We start from the raw sequence: 24170 nt of genomic DNA, 5'->3' as shown, positions 1-24170 counted from the left end.
GCGCCGCAGGTGGCGCCGTGTCCGCACCGACAGCAGGCCCGCGTACCGTATGACTGTGCGTGTGAGTGCTAAGACCCCGAAGACCGCCCTTCCGAAGTCGGGACGACTGAGTAACCGGTTCTGGAAGCTGTTGGGCGCCAGCACCGACAAGGACCAGGCCAAGTCGATGACGCTGGTCCGCGCGTCGGAGAGCTTCGAGGAGAAGGCCGCAGGCCTCGACGACGAACAGCTGCGCAAGGCTGCTGGCCTGCTGAACCTGGACGAGCTCGCGGAATCCTCCGACATCCCGCAGTTCCTGGCCATCGCCAGGGAGGCCAGCGAACGGGCGATCGCGCTGCGTCCGTTCGACGTGCAGCTGCTCGGGGCGTTGCGCATGCTGGCCGGCGATGTGGTGGAGATGGCCACCGGCGAGGGCAAGACGCTGGCCGGTGCCATCGCCGCGGCCGGCTACGCCATCGCAGGCCGCAAGGTGCACGTCATCTCCGTCAACGACTACCTGGCCCGTCGCGACGCCGAATGGATGGGCCCCCTGCTGGAGGCGATGGGCCTGACGGTCGGTTGGCTCACCGCCGACTCCACACCCGCGCAGCGCCGCGAGGCCTACGCCTGCGATGTCACCTACGGCTCGGTCAACGAGATCGGGTTCGACGTGCTGCGCGACCAGCTGGTCACCTCCGTCGACGATCTGGTGTCGCCCAGTCCGGACGTGGCACTGATCGACGAGGCCGACTCGGTGCTGGTCGACGAGGCGCTGGTGCCGCTGGTGCTGGCCGGCACCTCGCACCGCGAGACCCCGCGCCTGGAGATCATCCGGCTGGTCGGCGAGCTGACGTCCGGTGTCGACTACGAGACCGACGCCGAACGGCGCAACGTCCAGCTCACCGATACCGGCGCCCGCAAGCTGGAGGCCTCCCTCGGCGGTATCGACCTGTACTCCGAGCACCATGTCGGCAGCACGCTCACCGAAGTGAACGTCGCCCTGCACGCGCACGTGCTGCTCGAGCGCGATGTGCACTACATCGTGCGGGACAAGGCCGTGCACCTGATCAACGCGTCGCGCGGGCGGATCGCCTCGTTGCAGCGCTGGCCCGACGGCTTGCAGGCCGCGGTCGAGGCCAAGGAGGGCATCGAGATCACCGAGACGGGTGAGGTGCTGGACACCATCACGGTGCAGGCGCTGATCAACCGGTACCCGACAGTGTGCGGGATGACCGGTACCGCCCTGGCGGCCGGTGAGCAGCTGCGCCAGTTCTACAAGCTGGGTGTGTCACCGATTCCGCCGAACACCCCCAACATCCGTGAGGACGAGTCGGATCGGGTGTACATCACCGCCGCGGCCAAGAACGACGCCGTGGTGGAGCACATCACCGAGGTGCACGCGACGGGCCAGCCCATCCTGGTGGGTACCCGCGACGTCGCCGAATCCGAGGAGTTGCACGAGCGGCTGGTGAAGGCCGGGGTGCCCGCCGTCGTCCTGAACGCCAAGAACGACGCCGAGGAGGCGGCCGTCATCGCCGAGGCCGGCACCTTGAACACGGTGACCGTGTCGACTCAGATGGCCGGCCGCGGTACCGATATCCGCCTCGGTGGTTCCGACGAGTCCGAGCACGATCCGGTCGCCGAACTGGGCGGGCTGCACGTGATCGGCACCGGCAGGCACTACACCGAGCGGCTGGACAACCAACTGCGCGGCCGCGCCGGGCGCCAGGGCGACCCGGGGTCGTCGGTGTTCTTCGCCAGCTGGGAGGACGATGTGGTGGTCGCCCATCTGGAACCGAACAAGCTGCCGCTGCAGATCGATGAGAGCGGCCGGATCACCAGCCCCAAGGCCGCCGCGCTGCTCGACCACGCGCAGCGCATCGCCGAGGGCAAACTGCTTGACCTGCATGCCAATACGTGGCGCTACAACCAGCTGACCGCGCAGCAGCGGGCCATCCTGGTGGACCGGCGCGACACGCTGCTGCGTACCGCGGCCGCCCGCGAGGAGCTCGCCGAGCGCTCACCCAAGCGCTATCAGGAGATCGCCGAGCAAGTGTCGGAGGAGCGGTTGGAGGAGATCGCCCGGCTGATCATGCTGTACCACCTGGACCGCGGCTGGGCCGACCACCTGGCGTATCTGGCCGATATCCGGGAGAGCATCAGCCTGCGTGCGCTGGGCAACCAGAGTCCGCTCGACGAGTTCCACCGCATGGCGGTCGACGCGTTCGCGTCGCTGGCCGCCGACGCCATCGAGGCCGCCCAGCAGACGTTCGACACCGCCGACATCGTCGGCGGTGATGTCGGTCTCGACCTGTCCAAGCTGGCCCGGCCGACCTCGACGTGGACGTACATGATTCACGACGATCCGCTGGCGGATAACGCGATGTCGGCGCTCAGCCTGCCTGGCGTGTTCCGCTAGGTTTGGCGCATGGGGGCACCGGAGGGCAAGGGGCACCTCCCGCGTGCGGGGGAGAGCGAAGCGACCCGGGAAAGCACTCGGCCTGAGGGCTCGGACCGGGTGCTGACCATCCCGAACGCCCTGAGCGTGCTGCGGTTGGCTCTCGTGCCGGTGTTCCTGTACCTGCTGTTGGTGGTGCACGCCAACGGATTCGCGGTGGCGGTCCTGATGTTCAGCGGTTTCTCCGACTGGGCCGACGGCAAGATCGCCCGCCTGTTCGACAACCAGTCGTCGCGGCTGGGGGAGTTGCTCGACCCCGCGGTGGACCGCATCTACATGCTGGTGACCCCACTGGCGTTGGCCGCTGCCGGCGTGGTGCCCTGGTGGTTCGTCGTCACGCTCATCGGCCGCGACCTGATGCTGGCCGCGACCTTGCCGGTGCTGCGCCGGCACGGTCTCACCGCCCTGCCGGTCACCTATATCGGCAAGGCGGCCACCTTCGCCCTCATGTCGGGCTTCCCGCTGGTGCTGCTCGGCCAGTTCGACGCCTTGTGGAGCCGGGTGATCCTGGCCATCGGATGGGCCTTCCTGATCTGGGGAATGGCCCTGTACCTGTGGTCGGCCGTGCTCTACCTGTTCCAGGTCGTCCTGGTGGTCCGGCGTGGCTGAGGCGTCGCGCTCACTCGGCGGGTATGAGCCGCAGGTAGGGCTCAACACCCACGAAGCGGGTGCGCCGCAACGCATCCCGGTTCCCTCGCTGCTGCGGTCGCTGCTGTCGGATCATCTCGATCCCGGCTACGCGGCGGCCGCCCGCCGGCGCGCCGAGGGCGGCACCCGCCGAATGAGCTGGGCGTGGCAGGTGCTGGCCGGTCTGGGCGTGGCAACGGTGTTCGCCGTGGCGGTGGCGCAGGCGCAGACGGCGGCCCCGGCCAATCGGGCCGCCCAGCAGGTTCTCTCCGGCAGCGTCCGGGCCGCCGAATCCCGTACCGACGCACTGGCCGCCGGCCGTGACGCGCTCACCTCGCGGGTCGAGGGTGAGCGTCGCAGCCGGCTGGCCGGCGACGAGCGTGGCCGCGCGCTGCTTGCCGACCTGGACCGGGATTCGTTCGCGGCGGCGGCCACCCCGGTCATCGGTCCGGGTGTGACGGTGGTCGTCACCGATCCGGGTGTATCCCGTGACCTCACCGATGTGTCCAAGCAGCGGGTGGCGGGCAGCCGGCAGGTCATCCTGGACCGCGATCTGCAACTGGTGGTGAATTCGTTGTGGGTCAGCGGTGCCGAAGCGATCGCGGTGGGCGGTGTGCGGATCGGGCCGAACGTCACCATTCGGCAGGCCGGCGGCGGCATCCTGGTCGACAACCAGCCCATCGGCAGCCCGTACACCGTCATCGCGATCGGCCCACCGCATGCCATGCAAGAGGCGTTCGGTCACAGCGCGGGCCGGCAGCGGCTCGCGCTGCTGGAGAAGTCCTACGGTGTCGGCGTTACGGTCAGTACCGGAGAAGCGCTCACCGTCGCAGCCAGCTCGGTCCGAGAGCTCCGCTTCGCCAAGCAGATTGGGCCCTGAGCAGATTGGGCCCGAGCAGATGGGGCGTTGGACAGAATGGGCAGCAGCCAGCCGTGAGATCGAAACAGGGACAGCCATGATCGGAATCGCCGCACTCGCCGTCGGCATCGTGCTGGGCCTGGTGTTCCACCCCAGTGTTCCGGAAGCGATCCAGCCGTATCTGCCCATCGCGGTGGTGGCGGCGCTGGACGCGGTGTTCGGTGGTATGCGCGCCTATCTGGAGCGGATCTTCGACGCGAAGGTGTTCGTCGTGTCGTTCGTGTTCAACGTGTTGGTGGCCGCACTCATCGTCTTCGTCGGTGATCAACTCGGCGTCGGTACCCAGCTGTCCACCGCGATCATCGTGGTGCTCGGTATCCGCATCTTCGGCAATGCGGCCGCGCTGCGGCGCCGGCTGTTCGGGGCATGACCGTGCCGGCCGAGCAACCCGAACACGGACGCCACGAGCGGGCCCCCGGTGCCGAGCCGCCCAGACGCCGCACCCGCTCGCAACGGATGTTCGGCGCGCTGGCCGCGCTGCTGGTGCTGCTCCTCGGTGTGGCGATTGTCACCCAGGTGCGCCAGACCGAGTCGGGTGACTCGTTGGAAACGGCACGGCCCGCGGACCTGCTGGTGCTGCTCGATTCTCTGCAGCAGCGCGAGGCTGCCCTGAACACCGAGGTCGGCGATCTGCAGCGGACGCTGTCGTCGTTGCAGGCCTCCGGCAGCAGCGATCAGGCCGCCATCGAGAACGCGCAGGCGCGGCTGGCGGCGCTGTCCATCCTCATCGGCACGGTCGCCGCGACCGGGCCCGGTGTCAGCATCACCATCGACGACGCGGCGCGCGGCGTGTCACCGGAAACCATGCTCGACGTGATCAACGAACTACGGGCCGCGGGGGCCGAGGCCATGCAGGTCGGCGGCGGCCAGGCGGGAAACGGATCGGTGCGGGTGGGCGTGGACACCTGGGTGGTGGGGTCGCCCGGGGCGTTGATCATCGACAGCACCACCCTGAGCCCGCCGTATTCGATTCTGGCCATTGGTGATCCACCGACCCTGGCGGCCGCGCTGAACATTCCGGGTGGCGCGATCGACAGCGTGGAGCGGGTCGGTGGCACCATGACGGTCAGCCAATCCGACCGCGTCGACGTGACCGCCTTGCGACAACCGAAACCACGCCAATACGCTCAGCCAGTCAAATGAGCAGTACCCGCCACCAGCCCGCACCGAAGGAGCGCCGTGAGCGACATCCCAGCCGACCTGCAGTACACGACCGAGCACGAGTGGGTGCAGCGCACCGGTGACACCACCGTCCGGGTCGGGATCACCGACTACGCCCAGTCGGCGCTCGGTGACGTCGTCTTCGTGCAGCTGCCCGACGTCGGCGCCGACGTGACCGCGGGCGAGTCTTTCGGTGAGGTCGAGTCGACCAAATCGCTGTCGGATCTCTACGCCCCGCTGACCGCGAAAGTCGTTGCGGTGAACGGCGACCTGGAGGGCAGCCCCGAGCTGGTCAACTCCGATCCCTACGGCGCCGGCTGGCTGGTCGAACTCGAGGTCGACGCCGCCGCTCTGGCCAGCGGTTTGGCCGAGTTGCTCGACGCGGATGCCTACCGAAGCAACGTGTCCGAGTAGCGAGTTGTTAGGGTTTCGCCCGTCGGTCCAGACGACCGACGGGCATCAACAGGCACACATCGGCGTGGCCAGGTCCGGGTGACCGGATCCGGCCGTGGTGGACCCAACAGGTCGCACGGCGCGGTACGGTCGACAATGAAGTTTGACGCGACGCGATACGGCTGGGAAGCAATGCCCGGCCACCGTGCAACACGCCACAGCAGCCAGCAGAGGAGCAGCGGGTGACGGAGAACAGCAACACCGGGGCCGACCAGACGTCCGACGAAGTGACCGTGGAGACGACCTCGGTTTTCCGCGCTGATTTCCTCAACGAACTGGACGCCCCGGCGGCGACGAGCAGCGACAGCTCGGTGTCGGGGGTCGAGGGACTGCCCGCCGGGTCGGCGCTCCTGGTCGTCAAGCGCGGCCCCAACGCGGGCTCGCGCTTCCTGCTCGACCAGCCCACCACCTCGGCGGGCCGCCACCCCGACAGCGACATCTTCCTCGATGACGTGACGGTCAGCCGCCGCCATGCCGAGTTCCGCCTGGAAACCGGCGAGTTCCAGGTCGTTGACGTCGGCAGCCTCAACGGCACCTACGTCAATCGCGAGCCCGTCGACTCGGCGGTGCTGGCCAACGGTGACGAGGTGCAGATCGGCAAGTTCAGGCTGGTGTTCCTGACCGGACCCAAGTCCGACGACGCCTGAGACACTCACCCGACGAGCAGATGAGCCAGCCGGACCCGGGATTCACCGGGATGTCGATCGGAGCGGTCCTCGACCTGCTGCGTCCCGACTTCCCCGATGTGACCATCTCGAAGATCAGGTTCCTTGAGGCCGAGGGTCTGGTCACGCCGGACCGTTCGGCGGCCGGGTACCGGCGGTTCACCGCATACGACTGCGCCCGCCTGCGCTTCATCCTGACTGCGCAGCGGGATCAGTATCTGCCGCTGAAGGTGATCAAGGCGCAGCTCGACGCGCTTCCCGACGGTGAGCTGCCGTCCGGCGGAACCGCTTACGCGGTACCGCGTTTGGCGGTGGCAGTGCAGGCGGCGACCGCCGCCGATTCCGAACAGGTGGCCGCCGCGGTTGCCCCGGCACAGGTCCGGCTCAGCCGTGAGGATCTGCTGGCCCGCTCCGGAGTGGACGGCGCACTGCTGGCGGCGCTGGTGACGGCCGGCATCATCCGGCCCGGCCCGGCGGGGTTCTTCGACGAGCACTCCGTGCTGATCGCCCAGTGCGCGCGGGCGTTGGCCGACTACGGGGTGGAGCCCCGGCATCTGAGGGCCTTCCGGTCGGCCGCCGACCGGCAGTCCGATCTGATCGCGCAGATCGCGGGTCCGGTGGCGGCCGCGGGTAACGCGGGCGCCCGGGACCGGGCCGATGACCTGGCCCGCGAGGTGGCCGCACTCGCGATCACGTTGCACACGTCGCTGATCAAGTCGGCTGTACGCGACGTTCTCGACCGCTGAGGACTAGACTTTTCGGTGGCGACATCGTCATGGAGGGCAGACGCAGATGGGTGAGGTTCGGGTAGTCGGTATTCGCGTTGAGCAACCTCAGAATCAGCCTGTGCTGCTGCTGCGTGAGTCCAACGGCGACCGTTACCTGCCGATCTGGATCGGGCAGTCCGAGGCGGCCGCCATCGCCCTCGAACAGCAGGGTGTGGAGCCGACGCGGCCGCTCACCCATGATTTGATCCGGGATCTGATTGCTGCGCTTGGGCATTCGCTCAAAGAGGTGCGCATCGTCGATCTGCAGGAGGGCACCTTCTACGCCGACCTGATCTTCGATCGGGATATCAAGGTGTCGGCGCGTCCGTCGGACTCGGTGGCCATCGCGCTGCGGGTGGGCGTCCCGATCTACGTCGAGGAAGCCGTGCTGGCCGAGGCCGGACTGCTGATCCCGGACGAGAGTGACGAAGAGCCCACCGGCGCGGTGCGCGAGGACGAGGTCGAGAAGTTCAAGGAGTTCCTCGACAGCGTGTCGCCCGACGACTTCAAGGCCACCTAGGAGTCACCTGAGACCCGGTCGTGCTGCCCACGGCGTGGTCGTCTGTCTCCGGGGTGATGGACCAGTCTGCATTCCGGTAGACAAGTCGGGCGGTGATGACCATCGCCGCGAGCATCGAGGCGGTGAACAGCCAGGCGCTCACCGACAGTTGGATACCGCCGCTGAGGGTGTGTCCGCTCGTGCATCCCCCGGCCATCCTGGCGCCGAACAGCGTCAGGAACGAGCCGATGAACACCGCGACCGCTCGCTTGGTACGCCCCGGCCCGAAACGGTGTCGCCAGGACGGCGGAACGACCGGACGGAACGCGGTGAACCGGCCGCTGAGGAACCTGGCCGTGAGGAAGGCTCCGATCAGAACTCCGAGGTCGCTGAGCGGTTCCCAGCCGATACTGCGGATCACCTGGTGTGAGTACGCGAAGTGGGGCATGAACAGCTCGCCGACCACCCACGAGTAGGTGGTGGACTGGCCGAACGGCTGGCGCAGAAATATCGACAACACCACAAGTGCGGCCACGCCCGTGGCGACCACGGCGATCGTGCGGGTGAAGAACGCGGGGTGTGCGACCTGAGCGCGGTAGATCCGCTCGAACCACGGCCTACGACGGCCCGGCCGTTCTTTCGTGCCCTCGTAGAGATAGGCGATGGTGTCGCGCATCATGCGGCGTTCGAATTCGGAGGGCGTCGCCCCGCCGAGCTCACGAAGGCAACACCGCTCGCCCCCGCGAAACCGCGGCAAATACTTCAGCAGGATGAAGGCCAGCGCCGCGTAGCCGATCGCGATCGCCAGCATTCGCCCCGGAGTCTGCGCGTTCAGGTATCCGCCCGCGACCAGGCCGCCGTAGTTCGCGGTCGTCGTCAGCCACTGGCCGACCGGTGTTCCGAACAGCCCCGTCCACGCCGCCGCTCCGAGCAAGCCGCCGGGGATCGCGGCCAGCGCGTCTCGACGGCCTTCACCCAAGGCGATCAGCGCGGTGCCCGGGAAGTATCCGCTGATCGCCGCTCCGGTGCCGAACAGCACGCCACCTGCGATGACACCGAAGACGTAGAGCGGCTTCGGCGCGAAGTGCATGGGCACTCCCAATGCGTGCAGGCCGTAGAGCACTACCGCGCCCACCGCCGTGACGAACAAGAAGCAGCCCAGTAACAACCGGTCGACCAAGCGGGCAGCGCGAATGACGGTCTCAGGGTTACCGATTCCCCAGAGCCCGGCGACCATGCCGAAGGCGGCTCCGATCGGTAGAGCAACCCCGAGAGGCGCAGTGACCCCGCTCATGGCCGGACGCCGAACGCCGCCGACGGTGCGTGGTGCAGGAAAACGGCCATATCTCCGTGATACCCCGCCGGGTATCACGGTGTCACTGTGACGTAGCCCCGGGCCGTCGCCCGCTAAGTCGGTGAGGCACATGCGAGTCGCCCAGATCACGGATACGTCTCGTGACGTCGACACGCGGGGCGTGTGTGGGCCGACTGTGAAACGGGCAGCCATACTTTGACACGACGAGCAGTGACAGGAGCGTGTTGAGCGTATGCTCGACACATTCGAAACTGGGCAAACGTGACGCTGTGCAGGTCATGGGGCCGGAATCGATCGGCGGAGAGGATGGATTGTGGGCGACACGCCACGCACGCCACATCAGGGGGAGTTGGATCTGTCCACCAGTGGCGACCCCGTGCCGGCGGTGAGCGGCAGCGTCAGCGAGCCCGTGCAGGGTGGCTTGTTCCCGGACGATTCGGTACCGGATGAGCTGGTCGGCTACCGCGGTCCGAGCGCCTGCCAGATCGCGGGTATCACCTACCGCCAGCTCGACTACTGGGCCCGCACCTCGCTGGTGGTGCCCTCCATCCGCGGTGCGGCCGGTTCCGGCAGCCAGCGGCTGTACTCCTTCAAGGACATCTTGGTCCTGAAGATCGTCAAGCGCCTGCTCGACACCGGCATCTCCCTGCACAACATCCGCGTCGCGGTCGATCATCTGCGTCAGCGCGGTGTGCAGGACCTGGCCAACATCACGCTGTTCTCCGACGGCACCACCGTCTACGAGTGCACCTCCGCCGAAGAGGTCGTCGACCTCCTCCAAGGCGGTCAGGGTGTGTTCGGTATCGCGGTCTCGGGTGCCATGCGGGAACTGACCGGCGCCATCGCCGACTTCCCGGGCGAACGCGCCGACGGCGGCGAGTCGATCGCCGCCCCCGAGGACGAACTCGCTTCCCGGCGAAAGAGCCGCGACCGCAAGATCGGCTAAGCTGTCGGGGCATCGCCCTTGTGCGGGAGAGTTCCGTGACGGCCAGTCACGGACGCCGAAGGAGCAATACCTCTCCGTCAACCTCTCAGGCACCCCGGACCGCGCATGGCCCCGATGCCTCTGGAAAGTGGTGCGTCCTGCGCATCCGCCCATGGGGAAAGGCAGCGAGCCGCCGCCGAATCTCTCAGGCGCCCCGACAGAGGGAGAGGACGCGGTTTTACGCGCCCGCCCGCGCCCTCGACCCAGGGGAGATCTCGTGTCTATCGACCACTTCGGCTTCGCCGATCGCCATATCGGACCCGACGCCGCCGCCATCGCCACGATGCTGCAGGTCATCGGTGTCGACTCCCTGGACGAACTCGCCGCCTTGGCGCTGCCGGCGGGCATTCTCGACGCGGTGACCGCAGACGGGCTGGCGCCGGGGCTGGATCAGCTACCCGCACCCGCCAGCGAGGAGGAGTCGCTGGCCGAACTGCGCGCGCTGGCCGACTCCAATACCGTGGCCGTGTCGATGATCGGGCAGGGCTACTTCGACACCTTCACCCCACCGGTGTTGCGCCGCAACATTCTTGAGAACCCCGCCTGGTACACCGCGTACACGCCGTATCAGCCGGAGATCAGTCAGGGCCGCCTCGAAGCACTGCTCAACTTCCAGACCATGGTCAGCGATCTGACCGGGCTGGACGTGGCGAACGCGTCGATGCTCGACGAGGGCACCGCCGCCGCCGAGGCCATGACGCTGATGCACCGCGCGGTGAAAGGCTCGGCCACCCGACTTCTGGTCGATGCCGACGTCTACCCGCAGACCGCGGCGGTGCTGGCCACCCGCGCCCGGCCGCTCGGCATCGAGATCGTCACCGCCGACCTGCAGCACGGTCTGCCCGACGGCGATTTCTTCGGTGTCATCGTGCAGCAGCCGGGGGCCAGCGGCGTGCTCCGGGACTGGACCGCACTGGTGACCGAGGCCCACGACCGTGGCGCCCTGGTCGCGGTCGGAGCCGATCTGCTGGCGCTCACCCTGATCGCCCCGCCCGGCGAGATCGGCGCTGACGTCGCCTTCGGCACCACCCAGCGATTCGGGGTGCCGATGGGCTTCGGCGGCCCGCACGCCGGTTATCTCGCGGTGCACACCAAGCACGCCCGCCAGCTGCCCGGGCGCCTCGTCGGGGTCTCGCAGGACGCGGACGGGAACGCGGCATATCGGCTGTCCCTGCAGACCCGCGAGCAGCACATCCGCCGGGACAAGGCCACCAGCAACATCTGTACCGCTCAGGTGTTGCTGGCGGTGATGGCCGCCATGTATGCCAGCTACCACGGCGCCGACGGGCTCACCGCCATCGCGCGCCGCGTGCACAGCCGGGCCGCCGCGATCGCCGCCGGCCTGGGCGAGGCGCTGGTGCACCCGGACTTCTTCGACACCGTGCTGGCCCGGGTGCCGGGCCGCGCCGACGAGATCGTGGCCGCGGCCAAGGGCAGAGGGATCAATCTGTGGCGGGTGGACGCCGACCACGTGTCGGTCGCCTGCGACGAGGTCACCACCGAGGCGCACGTCGCCGCGGTGCTGGAATCATTCGGCGTGCCGGCCGCCGAGCCCGGCGCAGCCGATATCGCCACCCGCACGACGGAATTCCTGACCCACCCGGCCTTCACGACATACCGCACCGAGACGGCGATGATGCGCTACCTGCGCAGCCTCGCCGACAAGGACCTGGCCCTGGATCGCACCATGATCCCGCTCGGCTCGTGCACCATGAAGCTCAACGCGACCGCGGAGATGGAACCCATCACCTGGCCGGAATTCGCACGCCAGCATCCCTTTTCGCCGGCGTCGGACACCCCCGGTCTGCGTCGGCTGATCGCCGATCTGCAGGACTGGCTCACGGCGGTCACCGGCTACGACGAGATCTCGTTGCAGCCCAATGCCGGGTCGCAGGGGGAGTACGCCGGCCTGTTGGCCATCCAGGCCTATCACGCCGAGCGGGGCCAGGGCCAGCGCGACGTGTGCCTCATCCCGTCCAGTGCGCACGGTACGAACGCGGCCTCGGCGGCGCTCGCGGGTATGCGGGTGGTGGTGGTGGCCTGCCGCGGCAACGGTGACGTGGACCTCGACGATCTGCGCGCCAAGATCGCCCAACACGCGGAAAACCTTGCCGCCCTGATGATCACGTACCCCTCGACGCACGGCGTGTACGAGCACGATGTGGCCGAGATCTGCGCGGCCACCCATGACGCCGGCGGCCAGGTGTACATCGACGGCGCGAACCTCAACGCCCTGGTCGGGTTGGCCCGGCCGGGCAGGTTCGGCGGCGATGTCAGTCATCTCAACCTGCACAAGACGTTCTGCATCCCGCACGGCGGCGGGGGCCCCGGAGTGGGGCCGGTGGCGGTGCGCGCGCACCTGGCGCCGTACCTGCCCGGGCACCCCTTGGCTGCCGAGCTCGGTGACGAGCTGACGGTGTCGGCGGCACCGTACGGGTCGGCCTCGATCCTGCCGATCACCTGGGCCTACATCCGAATGATGGGTGGTGTGGGCCTGCGCAAGGCCTCGCTGACCGCGATCGCCTCGGCCAACTACATCGCCCGCCGGCTCGACGAGTACTACCCGGTGCTCTACACCGGGGAGAACGGCATGGTGGCCCACGAGTGCATCCTGGATCTCACCACGATCACCAAGACCACCGGCGTCACCGTCGACGATGTGGCGAAGCGGTTGGCGGACTTCGGTTTCCACGCGCCGACCATGAGCTTCCCGGTCGCCGGGACGCTGATGGTGGAGCCCACCGAGAGCGAGAACCTGGCCGAGGTGGACGCCTTCTGCGACGCCATGATCGCCATCCGCGCCGAGATCGACAAGGTCGGTTCGGGGGTGTGGCCCGCGGACGACAACCCGCTGCGCGGCGCCCCGCACACCGCGGAATGCCTGCTCACCGAGCAGTGGTCGCACCCGTACACCAGGGAACAGGCGGCCTACCCGCTCGGTAAGGGCTTCCGGCCCAAGGTGTGGCCGCCGGTGCGGCGCATCGATGCCGCCTACGGTGACCGCAACCTGGTGTGTTCCTGCCCGCCCGTCGAGGCGTTCGCCTAACCTGAGGCGGCGAGCGTAGCGACGGGAGGACGGATACCGCATGTTGTCGCCGACCGTCGCCGCGTGGCGCGATGGGGGCCGGTCGCTGGACACCCCGGCCGGCCGGATCTTCGTCCGATCGGCTCCCGGTGCCGGCCCGACCGTCCTGCTGCTGCACGGTTTTCCGTCCAGCTCGTTCGACTACCGGGAGGTCGTCGGGCACCTCGGCGACCGGGCTTGGGTGACGCTGGACTTTCTCGGGTTCGGTCTGTCGGACAAGCCGCACCCGCATCGCTACTCGTTGTTCGAGCAGGCCGACCTGGTCGAGCGGGTCGTCGCGGCGACCACGACCGGTCCGGTGGTGCTGATCGCCCACGATATGGGCACCTCGGTGGCCACCGAACTGCTGGCCCGCGACCTGGAGGGGGCGCTGCCGTTCGATCTGCAGCGCGCGGTGCTCACCAACGGCAGCGTCATCCTCGACCGCGCCAGCCTGCGTCCGGCCCAGAAACTGTTGCGTGGTCCATTGGGGCCGTTGGTGTCCCGGCTGACCAACCGGTCCGGTTTCACCCGTGGTTTCGCCCGGCTGTTCAGCGCGGCCCATCCGCTGAGCCCCGATGAGGCCCGGGCGCAATGGGAACTGTTGTCCTACAAGGACGGTCACCGCATCGCACATCTGCTCTGCGCCTACCTCGACGAGCGGGTGCGATACGCCCGGCGCTGGCACGGCGCAGTGGCCGACTGGCCGAAACCGCTGAGTTTCCTCTGGGGTCTGCAGGACCCGGTGGCCACCGTCAATGTGCTCGACGGCCTGCGCGAGCTGCGGCCCGCCGCGCGGGTCACCGAACTGCCCGGTGTGGGGCATTACCCACAGGTCGAGGTGCCGGAGTTGTTCGCCCGCAGCGCACTCGACCTGCTGGCTCCCTAGCCCAGGGCCGAGGCGACCGCGGCCGCCAGCTCGGGGCCGACGGAGTTGGGCACGTTCTGATACTGGCCACCGCTGGCCTGGGCGACGGCCTCCCAGGTGGCGCGATCGGAGTCGGAGCCGAAATCGATGACGTTTACCGCGACCGGCCGAGCCGGGTTGGCGGCGCCCTTGATGTAGTCCACCAAACCAGAGCCGTCCAGACTCTGGTCGGTGTGCGGTCCGGCGGTGATCACCAGGACCGAATTGGGCTGGCCGTCCCGGAACGCGGACAGCGCCTCCCCGTAGACCAGGCGCAGCGTGGTGAACGACACCGCGCCGCCACCGGATGCCGTCTGCCCGTCCAGGCTGGATTTGAGGACGGCCGAGCGGGGCTGGCCGCCGACGGGGTCAGCGAGAGGTCCGGTACTGACTTCCGACCGGCCCGCCACGCCGTCGAAGGTCCACAAGCCGACGGCCGAGCCGGCGGGCAGCGCCTGCAGTCGCGCATCGAGTGCGGTGGTCACATTGGCCAGCCTGCTCTTGCCGCCCTCGTCGGTGTTCATCGACTGGTCCAGCATGATCGTCACGGTCTGGCCCTGGGCAGGTGCGCTGATGCCGGCAGCCATGGTGGCCCGGGTTTCGTTGTCGCCGACCGACAGCGGCTGGGCCATCGGCGCGAAATCGGTCACCGGGCTCTGCGGGGCCGCTGCGCCCTCGGCGCGGAAACCGGCCTTGGCGAACTCGGCCAGTTGGTCCGGTTTGCGCATGAACCGGTCGAATTCGCTGGCCGCGCTGATCTGCTCCTGCGACAACCAGTCACCGCCGAGCAGCACCGCCGGATAATCCGCGACTGCCGCCGGTCCCGGGGGTGTCCAGGAGCCGAGCTTCTGGGCCGCGTCGGGCAGGTCGGCGCCGCGCTTGAACAACTGCTGTTCGGTGGTGACCACGGCGTGCACGGGGGCAGCGGCCGGGTCGGCGGCGTTCACGAGCGCATCCAACGCGGTGGTGGCATTCGTGTCGGCGAGCTTGGGCTGACCGGCGAGCAGGGTGTGCACCGCACCCACCCCCGCGGTGGCCGGCGCACCCTGCGGTGCCGAGGCGGCCGCGACGGCTTCCGCGGCCAGATAGGTCGCATCGGCGTCGCCCGTCAGCGGAAGCGCCAACTTGAGTGCCCCCCACCCGGGCAGGTTCAGATCGTCCAGCCCGGACGGGTTGTTCTGCAGTGCCGGAAGCGTCGACCAGTTCTGCTGGGACAGGGCCGCTTTGAGTTCCGGCCGGATCGCCAGCAGGACGGGGGAGCTGACCAGCGGGCGGCTGTTGCTCACCGTCTTGGCCCCGGCCGCACTCTCCAGCCGGGCCTCCGATACCGAGCTGGCCGGGATCCACAAGGCCGGGCGCTCGCCGAGGTCGCCGGGCCACTGCCCGACGAAGCCGTTGATCACGGCGTCGGAATCGGCCGGCTGCACCGCGACCTTCACGCATTTGTCGCCCACCGGGTCGGCGGTCTTGCTGTAGGTGTCGGCCAGCGTGCGCACCTGATCGGCGATCGTGGGATCGGCCAGTACCGCGACGGTGACCTCACCCTCCACGCACCGGGCCGCGGCCTGCTGGCTGCGGCTGGACAGCGCGTCGCCGAAGAAGCGCCACAGGATGAAGGCACCGACCACCACGACGACGGCGACCAGGGCGGCGATCACGGCCGGGCTCACCTTGCGCCGGCCGGGGGTGATGGCCCGGTGGCTACCGGTCCATTCGCCGGAGTCCCAGGTGCGCTGTGAGCCCGTCGTCGTCAGCGCCCGGGTGGGTGGCTCGTCGGGCTCGCCCTGGCTCCCGGCGAAGAAGCCGTCACCCGGGGCAGCACCGCCGGCCTCGTCCTGGTACCCGCGCAGTGGTGACGCGTCAGGCTCGACGGGTCCGGAGTCCCGCCGGCCGGGGTCCTGGTAGTCGTCGGCGGAATCGTCCGGTCCGGGAATGCTGTGCCTGCCCATCCCTCACCTTTGTACTCGTCGTGTCGATCGGCTACCCGTCGCTTCGCTCGCCCCGAAGATCTTCCGGGGCAGCCGCTTTCGAGTTACGAAGTGGCGGCGCGGGCTTTGAACTCCCGGCGGCGCCGGTGCAGGATCGGTTCGGTGTAGCCGTTGGGCTGCTGGCAGCCGGACAGCACGAGCTCCTGAGCGGCCTGGAAAGCAATACTGGCATCCGGGTCCGGAGCCATCGGCAGGTAGTCGGCGTCACCGGAGTTCTGCTCGTCGACGATGGCGGCCATCCGGCGCAGGCTGGCCTTGACATCCTCTTCGGTGATGACACCGTGGCGCAACCAGTTGGCCAGCAACTGGCTGGAGATGCGCAGCGTGGCGCGGTCCTCCATCAGCGCGACGTTGTGGATATCGGGCACCTTGGAGCAGCCGACGCCGGCGTCGATCCAGCGCACCACGTAGCCGAGGATGGACTGGCAGTTGTTGTCGACCTCCTCGCGGATCTCCTCCGGGGCCCAGGCCAGCTCGCCGGACAGCGGGATGGTCAGCAGCTCATCGATGGTGGCGCGGGTCTTGCCCTTGAGCTCGGCCTGTACCGCGTAGACGTCCACCTCGTGGTAGTGCATGGCGTGCAGGGTGGCCGCGGTCGGGGAGGGCACCCACGCCGTGGTCGCGCCCGCCTTGGGCTGGCCGATCTTCTGCTCGACCATATCGGCCATCAGGTCGGTCATCGCCCACATACCCTTGCCGATCTGGGCCCGGCCGGACAGCCCGGTGGCCAGGCCGGTGTCGACGTTGGCGTCCTCGTAGGCCTTGATCCACGGCTGGGACTTCATGGCGCCCTTGCGGATCATCGGGCCGGCCTCCATCGAGGTGTGGATCTCGTCGCCGGTGCGGTCCAGGAAACCGGTGTTGATGAACACCACCCGGTTGGCGGCCGCCTGGATACACGCCTTGAGGTTGAGCGTCGTGCGGCGTTCCTCGTCCATGATGCCCACTTTGAGGGTGGCCTGCGGCAGGCCCAGCACGTCCTCGACGCGGCTGAACAGCTCACAGGTGAACGCGACCTCGTCCGGCCCGTGCATCTTGGGCTTGACGATGTACACCGAGCCGGTGCGGCTGTTCTTGTGGGGACCGTTGGCGCCGTCGTTCTCCGAGCCGTCCTTCAGGCCGTGGATGGCGATCAGACCGGTGAACAACGCGTCCTGGATGCCTTCGGGGATCTCGTTGCCCTCGGCATCCACGATCGCGTCATTGGTCATCAGGTGGCCCACGTTGCGAACGAACAGCAGGCTGCGCCCGGGCAGCGACAACTCGCCGGCACCGTCGGGGCGGGTGAAGGTGCGGTCCGGGTTCAGCACGCGGGTGAAGGACTTGCCGCCCTTGCTCACCTCTTCGGCCAGGTCGCCGCGATTGAGCCCCAGCCAGTTGCGGTACCCGAGCACCTTGTCGTCGGCGTCGACGGCGGCCACCGAGTCCTCGAAGTCCATGATCGTGGTGATCGCCGACTCCAGCACGACATCCTTGATGCCGGCCGCATCGGTGGAGCCGACGGGCGATTCGGGGTCCACCAGGATCTCGATGTGCAGGCCGTGGTTGACCAGCAGCACCGACCAGGACGGCGAACCCAGGTCACCGGTGTAGCCGACGAACTGGTCGGCGTTGGCCAGGCCGACCGAGAGGCCGTCGCCGAGGGTCGCCTCGAGCTGGTGCTCGTCGTCGATCTTGAGTCCCGTGATCTCCGACCACGAGCCCGACGCCAGCGGCACGGCCTGATCGAGGAAGTTGCGGGCGTAGGCGATGACCTTGTCACCGCGAACGCGGTTGTAACCGGTGCCCTTCTCGGCGCCGTCGTCCTCACTGATCACATCGGTGCCGTACAGCGCGTCGTACAGCGAGCCCCAGCGGGCATTGGCGGCGTTCAGCGCGAACCGGGCGTTGAGGATCGGCACCACCAGCTGCGGGCCGGCGGTGCTGGTGATCTCGGTGTCCACCCCGGAGGTGGTGATGGTGAAGTCCGCGGGTTCGGGCTGCAGATAACCGATTTCGGCGAGGAAAGCCTTGTAGCCGGCGGCGTCGAACTCGCCGATCAGCCGGGCGCGGTGCCACTTGTCGATCTGCGCCTGCAGGTCGTCGCGACGGGCCAGCAGATCCTGGTTCTTGGGCGCCAGATCGGTGACGACCTTGTCGACACCGGCCCAGAAGCTGTCGGGATCTACTCCGGTGCCGGGCAGCGCCTCGTTGGTGATGAAATCGTGCAGCACCTTGGCAACCCGAAGATTCCCGACGGTCACGCGCTCGGTCATATTTCCTCCCTTAAACGTCGATCGAGTTTACCCGTGAGTAACCGCACCCAAAGAAGCAGGACCTGCGTTGAGTCCGCGGTCACACCGCCGGCGTCATCGCGGTGCACCGGGGAGGGCGACCGCAGGAACGTCCGGCGTTCCCAGCCGGCCGGCCAGCCAGGGCAGTGCGTCGGCGAACACCCGGGCCGCGGTCGTGAAGCTGTGACCGCCGTTTCCGGGCACCACGGCGCACTCGATGCCGTAGCCGCCGGCCATCGAGCACAGGTGCTGCGCCACGGCGTCGTGCTCGGTGTCGAGCGAGTCCGGGTCGACGGGAGCGGTCGGCGTGTCCGTCGCCGCAGCCGGGCGGTACGTCGGCTGCCCCGGCCCGGATACCGCGAACCAGGCCGCGACACCGTCGTACGGGCCGTGCCGGGCCATCACCGTCTGCGGATCGAAAGCCAGGTAGGCGTCGAGGTCACTGCCGAACAGCCGCGCGACGGTCTGCGTCTTGGAGCCGGCGTTGGGTCCCAGCTGGCCGTCGATGTCCAGGAACGTGGAGAACATGTCCGGGTGCATCAGCGTCGTGGTCAGCGCGCAGGTGCCCCCGGCGGACCAGCCGGCGAAGCCCCAGTGCGCCGCTTGTGGTCTGGCGCCGAAATGGGCGACGACGTAGGGCACGACACCCTTGATCAGGTGGTCGGCCGCGTTGCCGCGCGGTCCGTTGACGCATTCGGTGTCGTTGGTGAATTCGCCGCTGGTGTCGACGAACACGAGGATCGGCGCGTTGCCGCCGTGCTTGTCGGCAAAGGCGTCGGCGGTGGCCCTGGCCTCGCCGGTGGTCGGCCAGTCGCGTGGTGTCCCGAATTCGCCGCCGGCCATCATGATGGCCGGCAGCGCCGGGGGAGGATTGCTGGCGAACCAGGCGGGTGGCAGATAGACCAGTTCGTCGCGGTGCCGGAAACCGGAGGCGTCGTCGGGAATCTTGACCGAGACCATGGTTCCCGCCGTCGGCCGTTCCCCGCGGCGGAGCATGTCCTGCACCGTCGCCTCGTCGACCTCGTTGGGTAGGTGCGCTCCAGTCACCCGATCGGCCACGGCGCCGACCGTCGGAAGGTAGCCCGTCCATGCGTTGACGGTCATCGCGACGCACAGCGCGCACAGTGGGATGGCGGCCAGTGCGGCGCTACGACGGCCCCATCGGGTGGTGCGCCAGTTGGTGATCGCCAGCACCACCACCAGGCCGGTCGCGGCCACCCACACCCACAGCGCCGGAACGGCGGGCCCGTCGGCCAGGGCCTGTGAGTGGATGAACCAGTACGCCACGCCCGCCAGCGCGGCGCCGGAGGTGATTCCGAGCAGGATCCAGTGCAGCCAGAACCTGCTCGGCGTTCGCCAGATGACGACGACGATGACCAACACGGCGACGGCCTGGATCACGATCGGCAGCCATCCGTGGGTCAAAGGCAGGTCATTCACCTAGCCCAAGGTAGCCCGGCAAAGCGACAGGGTTTGCGCAGCAGCGGGTGCATCGGCATCGGGTCTGCTGTGATGTCGCTCGGTGGTTACTGTGGGCATTCATTTTGGGCGGCAACCGAATTGAATCGATCGGCCAGCCAGCCGAGTACCTGGGTGGGGTCGGCCTGGGCGCGTGTGCCGAACATCACGGTGTCGCCAATCCCACATGCGCGGGCCAGGGCGCGATCGGTCCACGCCTGCGGAATCAGCGCGTCGGGCCCGTCGGGTACCACCAGCATCGGTGCCGCGGTGGGTCCCTGCGGCAGCGAGGTCTTCTTCAGATAGGCGCGCAAGGCGTCTGCGGCGTCGGTGGTGGCCGGGCGCAGATCGTCCGGGGTCATCTCCGAGATGACCCTGGCGCGTTCCGCTGACGACCCGCCGGTGCAGCCGCTGAGCGCGTCCCAGTTGGCCTTGACCACGCCGTGGCGGTAGTCGTCGATGTGGAAATTGTTGTACTGGTTGGCCAGCGCGGACAGGTATTGGTGCAGGGTCAGCATCTGGTCTTTGCTGAGGCTGCCCGCCGCAGCGCTGTCGGCCAGGCCCTCGATGGCGGCGGTGGGCGCCACGGCCACCACACCCACCAGTTGCCCGCCGAGGCCGTAGTCGGCCGCGAGTTCGTCGGCCGCCCATACCGCCTGGCCGCCTTGCCCCGTCCCGTAGCCGGCCCAGCGTCCGGAGGTACCCGGCACGAGTTTCTCGGTGGCGCGCACCGCATCCATCACGTTGTAGCCGGCGGTGGTCGAATCCAGGAACGGATGCGGAGAGCCGGCCAGGCCTAGACCCTGGTAGTCCGGCACCGCGACGATGTATCCGGCATCGAGGAAGGTCTCGGCTGTCGGCGCCAGACCGCGCAGCGTCGGGGACCACGAAGGCGCGCATTCGGTCTCGCTGCCGGTGTTGGGGTGGCCCACCACCAGGATCGGCCAGCCACCCTGAGGCGCAGCGCCTTTGGGAACCAGGACGACGCCGGACACGTTCACCGCGGTGTCGCCGACACCGGATGTCGAGGTGTACACGATGCGGGCCGCGAGCGCGGTCTTCACGCGCAACACCGGATCGAGGTTCGGCAGCGCGTCGGCCGACACCAGGGTGCCCGGGCCGGAACCGCCGAAATCGCCCGGCAGTGCCGGGCCGAACGTCGGTGTCGGCTTGGATGCGGGCGCCGGATGCCCGCAGCCGGCGAGCAGCAAGGTCATCGATATCAGCACGGCCACGGCCGCGCGGGCACGCCTCACCCGGGCACCTTTTCCGCCCGGTCGCCGGCGATCATGCCGCGGCAGTGGTCGCGCAAGGCCGTCCGCAGTTCGGCGGCGCGGCGGGCCACCTCCTGCTGGCGCCGGACGTAATCGGTCCTGCCGGACGCGGTCTCGACGCGGATCGGCGTAATCCCGTACCCGGTCAGGTCATACGGACTGGCCCGCATGTCCAGCAGCCGGGCCGTACACGCGAGCTCGAAACAGTCCATCAGCGTCTCCGACGGGACCAGCGGGCCGAGCTTGTAACACCATTTGTACAAATCCATGTTGGCGTGCACACAACCCGGCTGCTCGTGCCGCAGCTGCGCGTCCCGGCTGAGCCGTTCGGCGTTGCGTCCCACGGCCGCGTCGGTGAAGAACCGGTAGGCGTCGAAATGGCTGCAGCGCAACGGCATCGACTCCAGCACCTGATCGGTGTGGTGGGGGTCCAAGCGAAGCGGGACGCCGTGGTGGCGGACCTCCCGGCTGCGATACACCATGGCCCACTCGTGCATCCCGAAACAGTTCAGCCGGGCCGGCCGGTCCGCGGTGGCGGTCAACAGATCGGCGATGAAGGTGACGGTGTCCAGCCGCGACGCGAGGACGTCTGCGCTCAGCGTGACCGCGGACCCGGCCTGCTGGTACCCGGTGCGCCGGAGGAATTTCCCGGCGGCCGAACCGTCGAGTGCCGTCCCGTATCCCGGATGCCAGCGGGCCAGCTGACGTGGCCGGAAGCTGTAGTAGGTGAACAGGAAATCCCACACCGGATGGCTCTGGCCGGTCTGTGCCCTGGTGCGGTGCGGGCCCAGCAGCCGGTCGACCCGGTCGATGTGCCGGCGTTCCCGCGCAGTCCACTCGGCCTCGTCGAGCACATCACACACGGTGGGTTCCGTCGCGCACGGTCCCGACCAGGTCCTCGACGAGGTCCTCCAGCGCCACCACCGCGGTGATCTTGTCCTCCACCGTTACCAGGGCCAGATGGCTCTTGTTGCGGCGCATCCGGGACAGCGCTTCGGGCACCGACAGCGAGGCCGGCATCTTGATCAGCGGGCGCACCATCGACGCGTTGAGCACCGCATCCGGATCGTCGATCAACGCCAGCACGTCCTTGATGTGCAGATAGCCCAGCACGGTCCCGCTGGGGTCGGTCACCGGGAAGCGTGAATAACCTGTCTCTGCGAGCGCGCTTTGCACCGCTCCCACGGTGGGTCCGGATTCCGGGGCGGCCACCGGTATCGCGCGGATCCGGCTGAGCGGGATGGCGATATCGGCGATAACGCGGTTGCTGATCTGCAGGGCGCGGGTGAGCCGCGTGTGCTCCTCGTGGTCGAGCAGGCCCTCGGAGCGGGATTCCGCGATCATCGCCGACAGTTCGACGGTCGACACCGCGACGTCGAGTTCGTCCTTGGGTTCCACCCCGAGCGTGCGCAGCGTGGTGTTGGCCGCCCAGTTGTAGAACGCGATGAACGGTTTGGCCAGCCGGATGTAGGCCAGGTACGGCGGCACGAGCAGCATCGCCGCCGTCTCCGGCCCGGCGATCGCGATGTTCTTCGGCACCATCTCACCGAGCAGCACGTGCAGGGTCACCACCACGGCCAGCGCCACCACGAACGAAACCGTGTGCAGCACCGCCTCATCGACGCCCAACAGCGCGAACGGTTTCTCCAGCAGGTGCGCGACGGCGGGCTCGCCCACCCGGCCCAGCAGGATCGAGCAGATGGTGATGCCCAGCTGCGCACCGGCCAGCATCAGCGACAGGTTCTCTGCGGCGTGCATCACGGTGACCGCACGTTTCTTGCCCTGTTCGGCGAGCGCCTCGAGGCGGTCACGGCGGGCTGAGATCAGTGCGAACTCGGCGCCCACGAAGAAGGCGTTGGCGCCCAGCAACAGCACGGTGAGGACGACGGCAAGCAGATCACCCATGGCGCGGCTCCCGGTTTCCGGCGTCGTCCTCGGGGCCCAGTTCGGTCAGTTCGAGCAGGTCGATCCGTCGACCGTCCATCCGCAGCACCGTGGCCTGCCAGAGCACCGGTTCGTCCACGCTGTCGGGATCGAAGGCGCGCAACTCGACGGTGTCGCCGACCTCGGGGATGCGGCCGAGTTCCTGCAGTACGAGTCCGCCGATGGTTTCGTAGTCGCCGTCGGCGGCCCGAAACGGTGTTTCCGAGTCGACCTCGTCGATGCGCAGCAGGCCGGACACCTGCCATCCGGTGCGCACGTGCACGACGTCCGGGGTGGCGTCATCGTGTTCGTCGCGGACGTCGCCGACGATCTCCTCGATGAGGTCTTCGACGGTGACCATGCCCGCGGTGCCACCGTATTCGTCGACCACCATCGCGGTCTGCAGGCCGTTGGCGCGGATCTGGGTCATCACCGCGTCACCGTCGAGGGTGGACGGGACGGTCGGCACCGGGAGCGCCAGGGTGGCGAGCCGGGTACCGGCTCGTTCGCCCGGCGGCACCTCGAAGATCTGCTTCACGTGCACCATGCCGATGGTCTGGTCGAGGTCACCCTCGACGATCGGGAATCTGGAGTGCCCGGTGCGCATCGCGGCCTCGACGAGATCGGCCACCGTGTCATCGGCTTCCAGGGTCTCGATCAGCTGACGCGGGGTCATCAACTCTTCGGCCGACCGCTCACCGAACTGCAGGGAACGGTCGACCAGCAAGGCGGTGTCCTGGTCCAGTGAGCCGCTGCGCGCCGAGTTGCGCACCAGCGACACGAGTTCCTGCGGCGAGCGCGCCGAGCGCAGTTCCTCGGCCGGTTCGATACCGAGCCGGCGCAGGATCCAGTTGGCGGTGCCGTTGGTCGCGTTGATCACCGGGGTCAGGGCTTTGGCGAAGTACCACTGCGGGGCGGCGGCGAAGCGTGCGGTCGGCAACGGCTTGGCGACGGCGAGGTTCTTGGGCACCAGCTCGCCGAAGATCATCGACACGGAGGTGGCGATCAGCAGCGCCAGCGCCAGCGCGATGCCGTCGATCATTCCGGCGGGAATCCGGATCGCCGCCAGCGGGGCGTGCAGCAGCCGGGCGACGACCGGTTCGGCCAGGTAGCCGGTGGCCAGCGTGGTGATCGAGATACCGAGCTGAGCGCCGGACAGCTGGAACGACAGGGTGCGATGGGCCTTGCGGATGAACTCGTCGCGCCGGCCCCCGGTGCGGGCGTTCTCCTCGACGGTGCTGCGCTCCAGCGCGGTGAGGGAGAACTCGGCCGCCACGAACAGCGCGGTACCGGCCGTCAACGCGACGAACGCCAGTAGGGACAACAACGTGATGGTGGGACTCATCGCGATCTCACCGCACTGAGGCCGGGCCACGCGCCCGGCCGACTAGTGGAGGGGTCGGCGTCACCGGATTCACCGGCGGGGTCTGGAGCCCCGGGAACCCCCGAGCCCAT

20 protein-coding genes and 2 riboswitches are annotated in these 24170 nt (G+C 68.6%); of the genes, 12 read left to right on the top strand and 8 right to left on the bottom strand.

What is annotated here, in order from left to right:
• The first annotated feature begins 61 nt into the window (after window positions 1-61).
• The 9 genes from secA2 to FHU31_RS17095 all read left to right on the top strand — a co-directional run bounded on the left by secA2 (window position 62) and on the right by FHU31_RS17095 (window position 7549).
• Window positions 62-2398, top strand: coding sequence for an accessory Sec system translocase SecA2 (gene secA2 / locus FHU31_RS17135; RefSeq protein WP_457920354.1), 2337 nt, complete (start codon window positions 62-64; stop codon window positions 2396-2398).
• Window positions 2399-2407: 9 nt separating this feature from the next.
• Window positions 2408-3046: a CDP-alcohol phosphatidyltransferase family protein gene (locus tag FHU31_RS17130; protein WP_167160160.1), complete on the top strand. Its 639-nt coding sequence runs from the start codon at window positions 2408-2410 to the stop codon at window positions 3044-3046.
• Window positions 3039-3944, top strand: a complete 906-nt coding sequence (locus FHU31_RS17125) for a DUF881 domain-containing protein (protein ID WP_167160158.1) — start codon at window positions 3039-3041, stop codon at window positions 3942-3944. Before FHU31_RS17130 ends, FHU31_RS17125 begins: the two co-directional genes overlap by 8 nt.
• A 76-nt stretch (window positions 3945-4020) precedes the next feature.
• The gene (locus FHU31_RS17120; RefSeq protein ID WP_090360930.1) at window positions 4021-4353 is read left to right on the top strand and encodes a small basic family protein; all 333 of its coding nucleotides are present in this window, start codon (window positions 4021-4023) and stop codon (window positions 4351-4353) included.
• Window positions 4350-5126: a DUF881 domain-containing protein gene (locus FHU31_RS17115; protein WP_167160156.1), complete on the top strand. Its 777-nt coding sequence runs from the start codon at window positions 4350-4352 to the stop codon at window positions 5124-5126. The genes FHU31_RS17120 and FHU31_RS17115 overlap by 4 nt, the downstream gene beginning before the upstream one ends.
• A 36-nt stretch (window positions 5127-5162) precedes the next feature.
• Window positions 5163-5558: a glycine cleavage system protein GcvH gene (gcvH, locus tag FHU31_RS17110; RefSeq protein WP_167160154.1), complete on the top strand. Its 396-nt coding sequence runs from the start codon at window positions 5163-5165 to the stop codon at window positions 5556-5558.
• Window positions 5559-5779: 221 nt separating this feature from the next.
• A complete protein-coding gene (garA, locus tag FHU31_RS17105) occupies window positions 5780-6244 on the top strand; it encodes a glycogen accumulation regulator GarA (protein ID WP_090360921.1) in 465 nt (154 codons plus the stop codon).
• Window positions 6245-6264: 20 nt separating this feature from the next.
• Window positions 6265-7008, top strand: coding sequence for a transcriptional regulator FtsR (gene ftsR / locus FHU31_RS17100; RefSeq protein ID WP_170847374.1), 744 nt, complete (start codon window positions 6265-6267; stop codon window positions 7006-7008).
• A gap of 46 nt (window positions 7009-7054) precedes the next feature.
• Complete coding sequence (locus FHU31_RS17095; RefSeq protein WP_090360918.1) at window positions 7055-7549, top strand: bifunctional nuclease family protein; 495 nt, start codon at window positions 7055-7057, stop codon at window positions 7547-7549.
• Here the strand turns inward: FHU31_RS17095 and FHU31_RS17090 are convergent.
• On the bottom strand, window positions 7536-8822 hold the full coding sequence (locus tag FHU31_RS17090) for a YeeE/YedE thiosulfate transporter family protein (RefSeq protein WP_167160152.1): 1287 nt from the start codon (window positions 8820-8822) through the stop codon (window positions 7536-7538). The two genes, FHU31_RS17095 and FHU31_RS17090, sit on opposite strands and share 14 nt — an antisense overlap.
• 334 nt (window positions 8823-9156) lie before the next feature.
• Between FHU31_RS17090 and FHU31_RS17085 the strand changes: the two genes are divergently transcribed.
• The 3 genes from FHU31_RS17085 (at window position 9157) to FHU31_RS17075 (ending at window position 13781) form a co-directional block, all read left to right on the top strand.
• Entirely contained in the window at window positions 9157-9789 is a 633-nt protein-coding gene (locus FHU31_RS17085; RefSeq protein ID WP_090360913.1) for a MerR family transcriptional regulator, read from the top strand.
• 13 nt (window positions 9790-9802) lie between these two features.
• Window positions 9803-9901, top strand: a riboswitch (glycine riboswitch).
• Window positions 9902-9999, top strand: a riboswitch (glycine riboswitch).
• Window positions 10000-10051: 52 nt separating this feature from the next.
• Window positions 10052-12874: an aminomethyl-transferring glycine dehydrogenase gene (gcvP, locus tag FHU31_RS17080; RefSeq protein WP_457920355.1), complete on the top strand. Its 2823-nt coding sequence runs from the start codon at window positions 10052-10054 to the stop codon at window positions 12872-12874.
• Between the two features lie 40 nt (window positions 12875-12914).
• The gene (locus FHU31_RS17075) at window positions 12915-13781 is read left to right on the top strand and encodes an alpha/beta fold hydrolase (RefSeq protein WP_167160148.1); all 867 of its coding nucleotides are present in this window, start codon (window positions 12915-12917) and stop codon (window positions 13779-13781) included.
• Here FHU31_RS17075 and FHU31_RS17070 read toward each other — a convergent pair.
• From FHU31_RS17070 to FHU31_RS17040, 7 genes are all read right to left on the bottom strand, one after another.
• Window positions 13778-15748, bottom strand: a complete 1971-nt coding sequence (locus FHU31_RS17070) for a vWA domain-containing protein (RefSeq protein ID WP_167160146.1) — start codon at window positions 15746-15748, stop codon at window positions 13778-13780. The genes FHU31_RS17075 and FHU31_RS17070 overlap by 4 nt on opposite strands.
• 83 nt (window positions 15749-15831) lie before the next feature.
• Window positions 15832-18042 carry a malate synthase G gene (locus tag FHU31_RS17065; RefSeq protein WP_167160144.1) on the bottom strand — a complete coding sequence of 737 codons (2211 nt, stop codon included), beginning with the start codon at window positions 18040-18042 and terminating at the stop codon, window positions 15832-15834.
• Window positions 18043-18135: 93 nt separating this feature from the next.
• Entirely contained in the window at window positions 18136-19500 is a 1365-nt protein-coding gene (locus tag FHU31_RS17060) for an alpha/beta hydrolase (protein WP_167160141.1), read from the bottom strand.
• 86 nt (window positions 19501-19586) lie between these two features.
• The gene (locus tag FHU31_RS17055) at window positions 19587-20774 is read right to left on the bottom strand and encodes a lipase family protein (protein ID WP_167160139.1); all 1188 of its coding nucleotides are present in this window, start codon (window positions 20772-20774) and stop codon (window positions 19587-19589) included.
• On the bottom strand, window positions 20771-21655 hold the full coding sequence (locus FHU31_RS17050; RefSeq protein ID WP_167160137.1) for a 3-methyladenine DNA glycosylase: 885 nt from the start codon (window positions 21653-21655) through the stop codon (window positions 20771-20773). The genes FHU31_RS17055 and FHU31_RS17050 overlap by 4 nt, the downstream gene beginning before the upstream one ends.
• Complete coding sequence (locus FHU31_RS17045; RefSeq protein WP_167160135.1) at window positions 21648-22697, bottom strand: hemolysin family protein; 1050 nt, start codon at window positions 22695-22697, stop codon at window positions 21648-21650. Before FHU31_RS17045 ends, FHU31_RS17050 begins: the two co-directional genes overlap by 8 nt.
• On the bottom strand, window positions 22690-24060 hold the full coding sequence (locus FHU31_RS17040) for a hemolysin family protein (RefSeq protein WP_167160133.1): 1371 nt from the start codon (window positions 24058-24060) through the stop codon (window positions 22690-22692). The genes FHU31_RS17045 and FHU31_RS17040 overlap by 8 nt, the downstream gene beginning before the upstream one ends.
• Window positions 24061-24170: the final 110 nt, after the last annotated feature.

The sequence above is a fragment of the Mycolicibacterium fluoranthenivorans genome, assembly GCF_011758805.1.
GTDB classification, from domain to species: Bacteria; Actinomycetota; Actinomycetes; order Mycobacteriales; family Mycobacteriaceae; genus Mycobacterium; species Mycobacterium fluoranthenivorans.
The sequence above is the reverse complement of the archived record's forward strand: the minus strand, read 5'-3'. Positions and strand labels throughout refer to the sequence as shown.

Excerpts from the sequence above, each read along its gene's own strand:
- FHU31_RS17130 (WP_167160160.1), top strand. The coding sequence starts at position 2,408 with ATGGGGGCACCGGAGGGCAAGGGGCACCTCCCGCGTGCGGGGGAGAGC.
- FHU31_RS17120 (WP_090360930.1), top strand. The coding sequence starts at position 4,021 with ATGATCGGAATCGCCGCACTCGCCGTCGGCATCGTGCTGGGCCTGGTG.
- FHU31_RS17115 (WP_167160156.1), top strand. The coding sequence starts at position 4,350 with ATGACCGTGCCGGCCGAGCAACCCGAACACGGACGCCACGAGCGGGCC.
- ftsR (WP_170847374.1), top strand. The coding sequence starts at position 6,265 with ATGAGCCAGCCGGACCCGGGATTCACCGGGATGTCGATCGGAGCGGTC.
- FHU31_RS17095 (WP_090360918.1), top strand. The coding sequence starts at position 7,055 with ATGGGTGAGGTTCGGGTAGTCGGTATTCGCGTTGAGCAACCTCAGAAT.
- FHU31_RS17090 (WP_167160152.1), bottom strand. The coding sequence starts at position 8,822 with ATGAGCGGGGTCACTGCGCCTCTCGGGGTTGCTCTACCGATCGGAGCC.
- FHU31_RS17075 (WP_167160148.1), top strand. The coding sequence starts at position 12,915 with ATGTTGTCGCCGACCGTCGCCGCGTGGCGCGATGGGGGCCGGTCGCTG.
- FHU31_RS17070 (WP_167160146.1), bottom strand. The coding sequence starts at position 15,748 with ATGGGCAGGCACAGCATTCCCGGACCGGACGATTCCGCCGACGACTAC.
- FHU31_RS17065 (WP_167160144.1), bottom strand. The coding sequence starts at position 18,042 with ATGACCGAGCGCGTGACCGTCGGGAATCTTCGGGTTGCCAAGGTGCTG.
- FHU31_RS17045 (WP_167160135.1), bottom strand. The coding sequence starts at position 22,697 with ATGGGTGATCTGCTTGCCGTCGTCCTCACCGTGCTGTTGCTGGGCGCC.
- FHU31_RS17040 (WP_167160133.1), bottom strand. The coding sequence starts at position 24,060 with ATGAGTCCCACCATCACGTTGTTGTCCCTACTGGCGTTCGTCGCGTTG.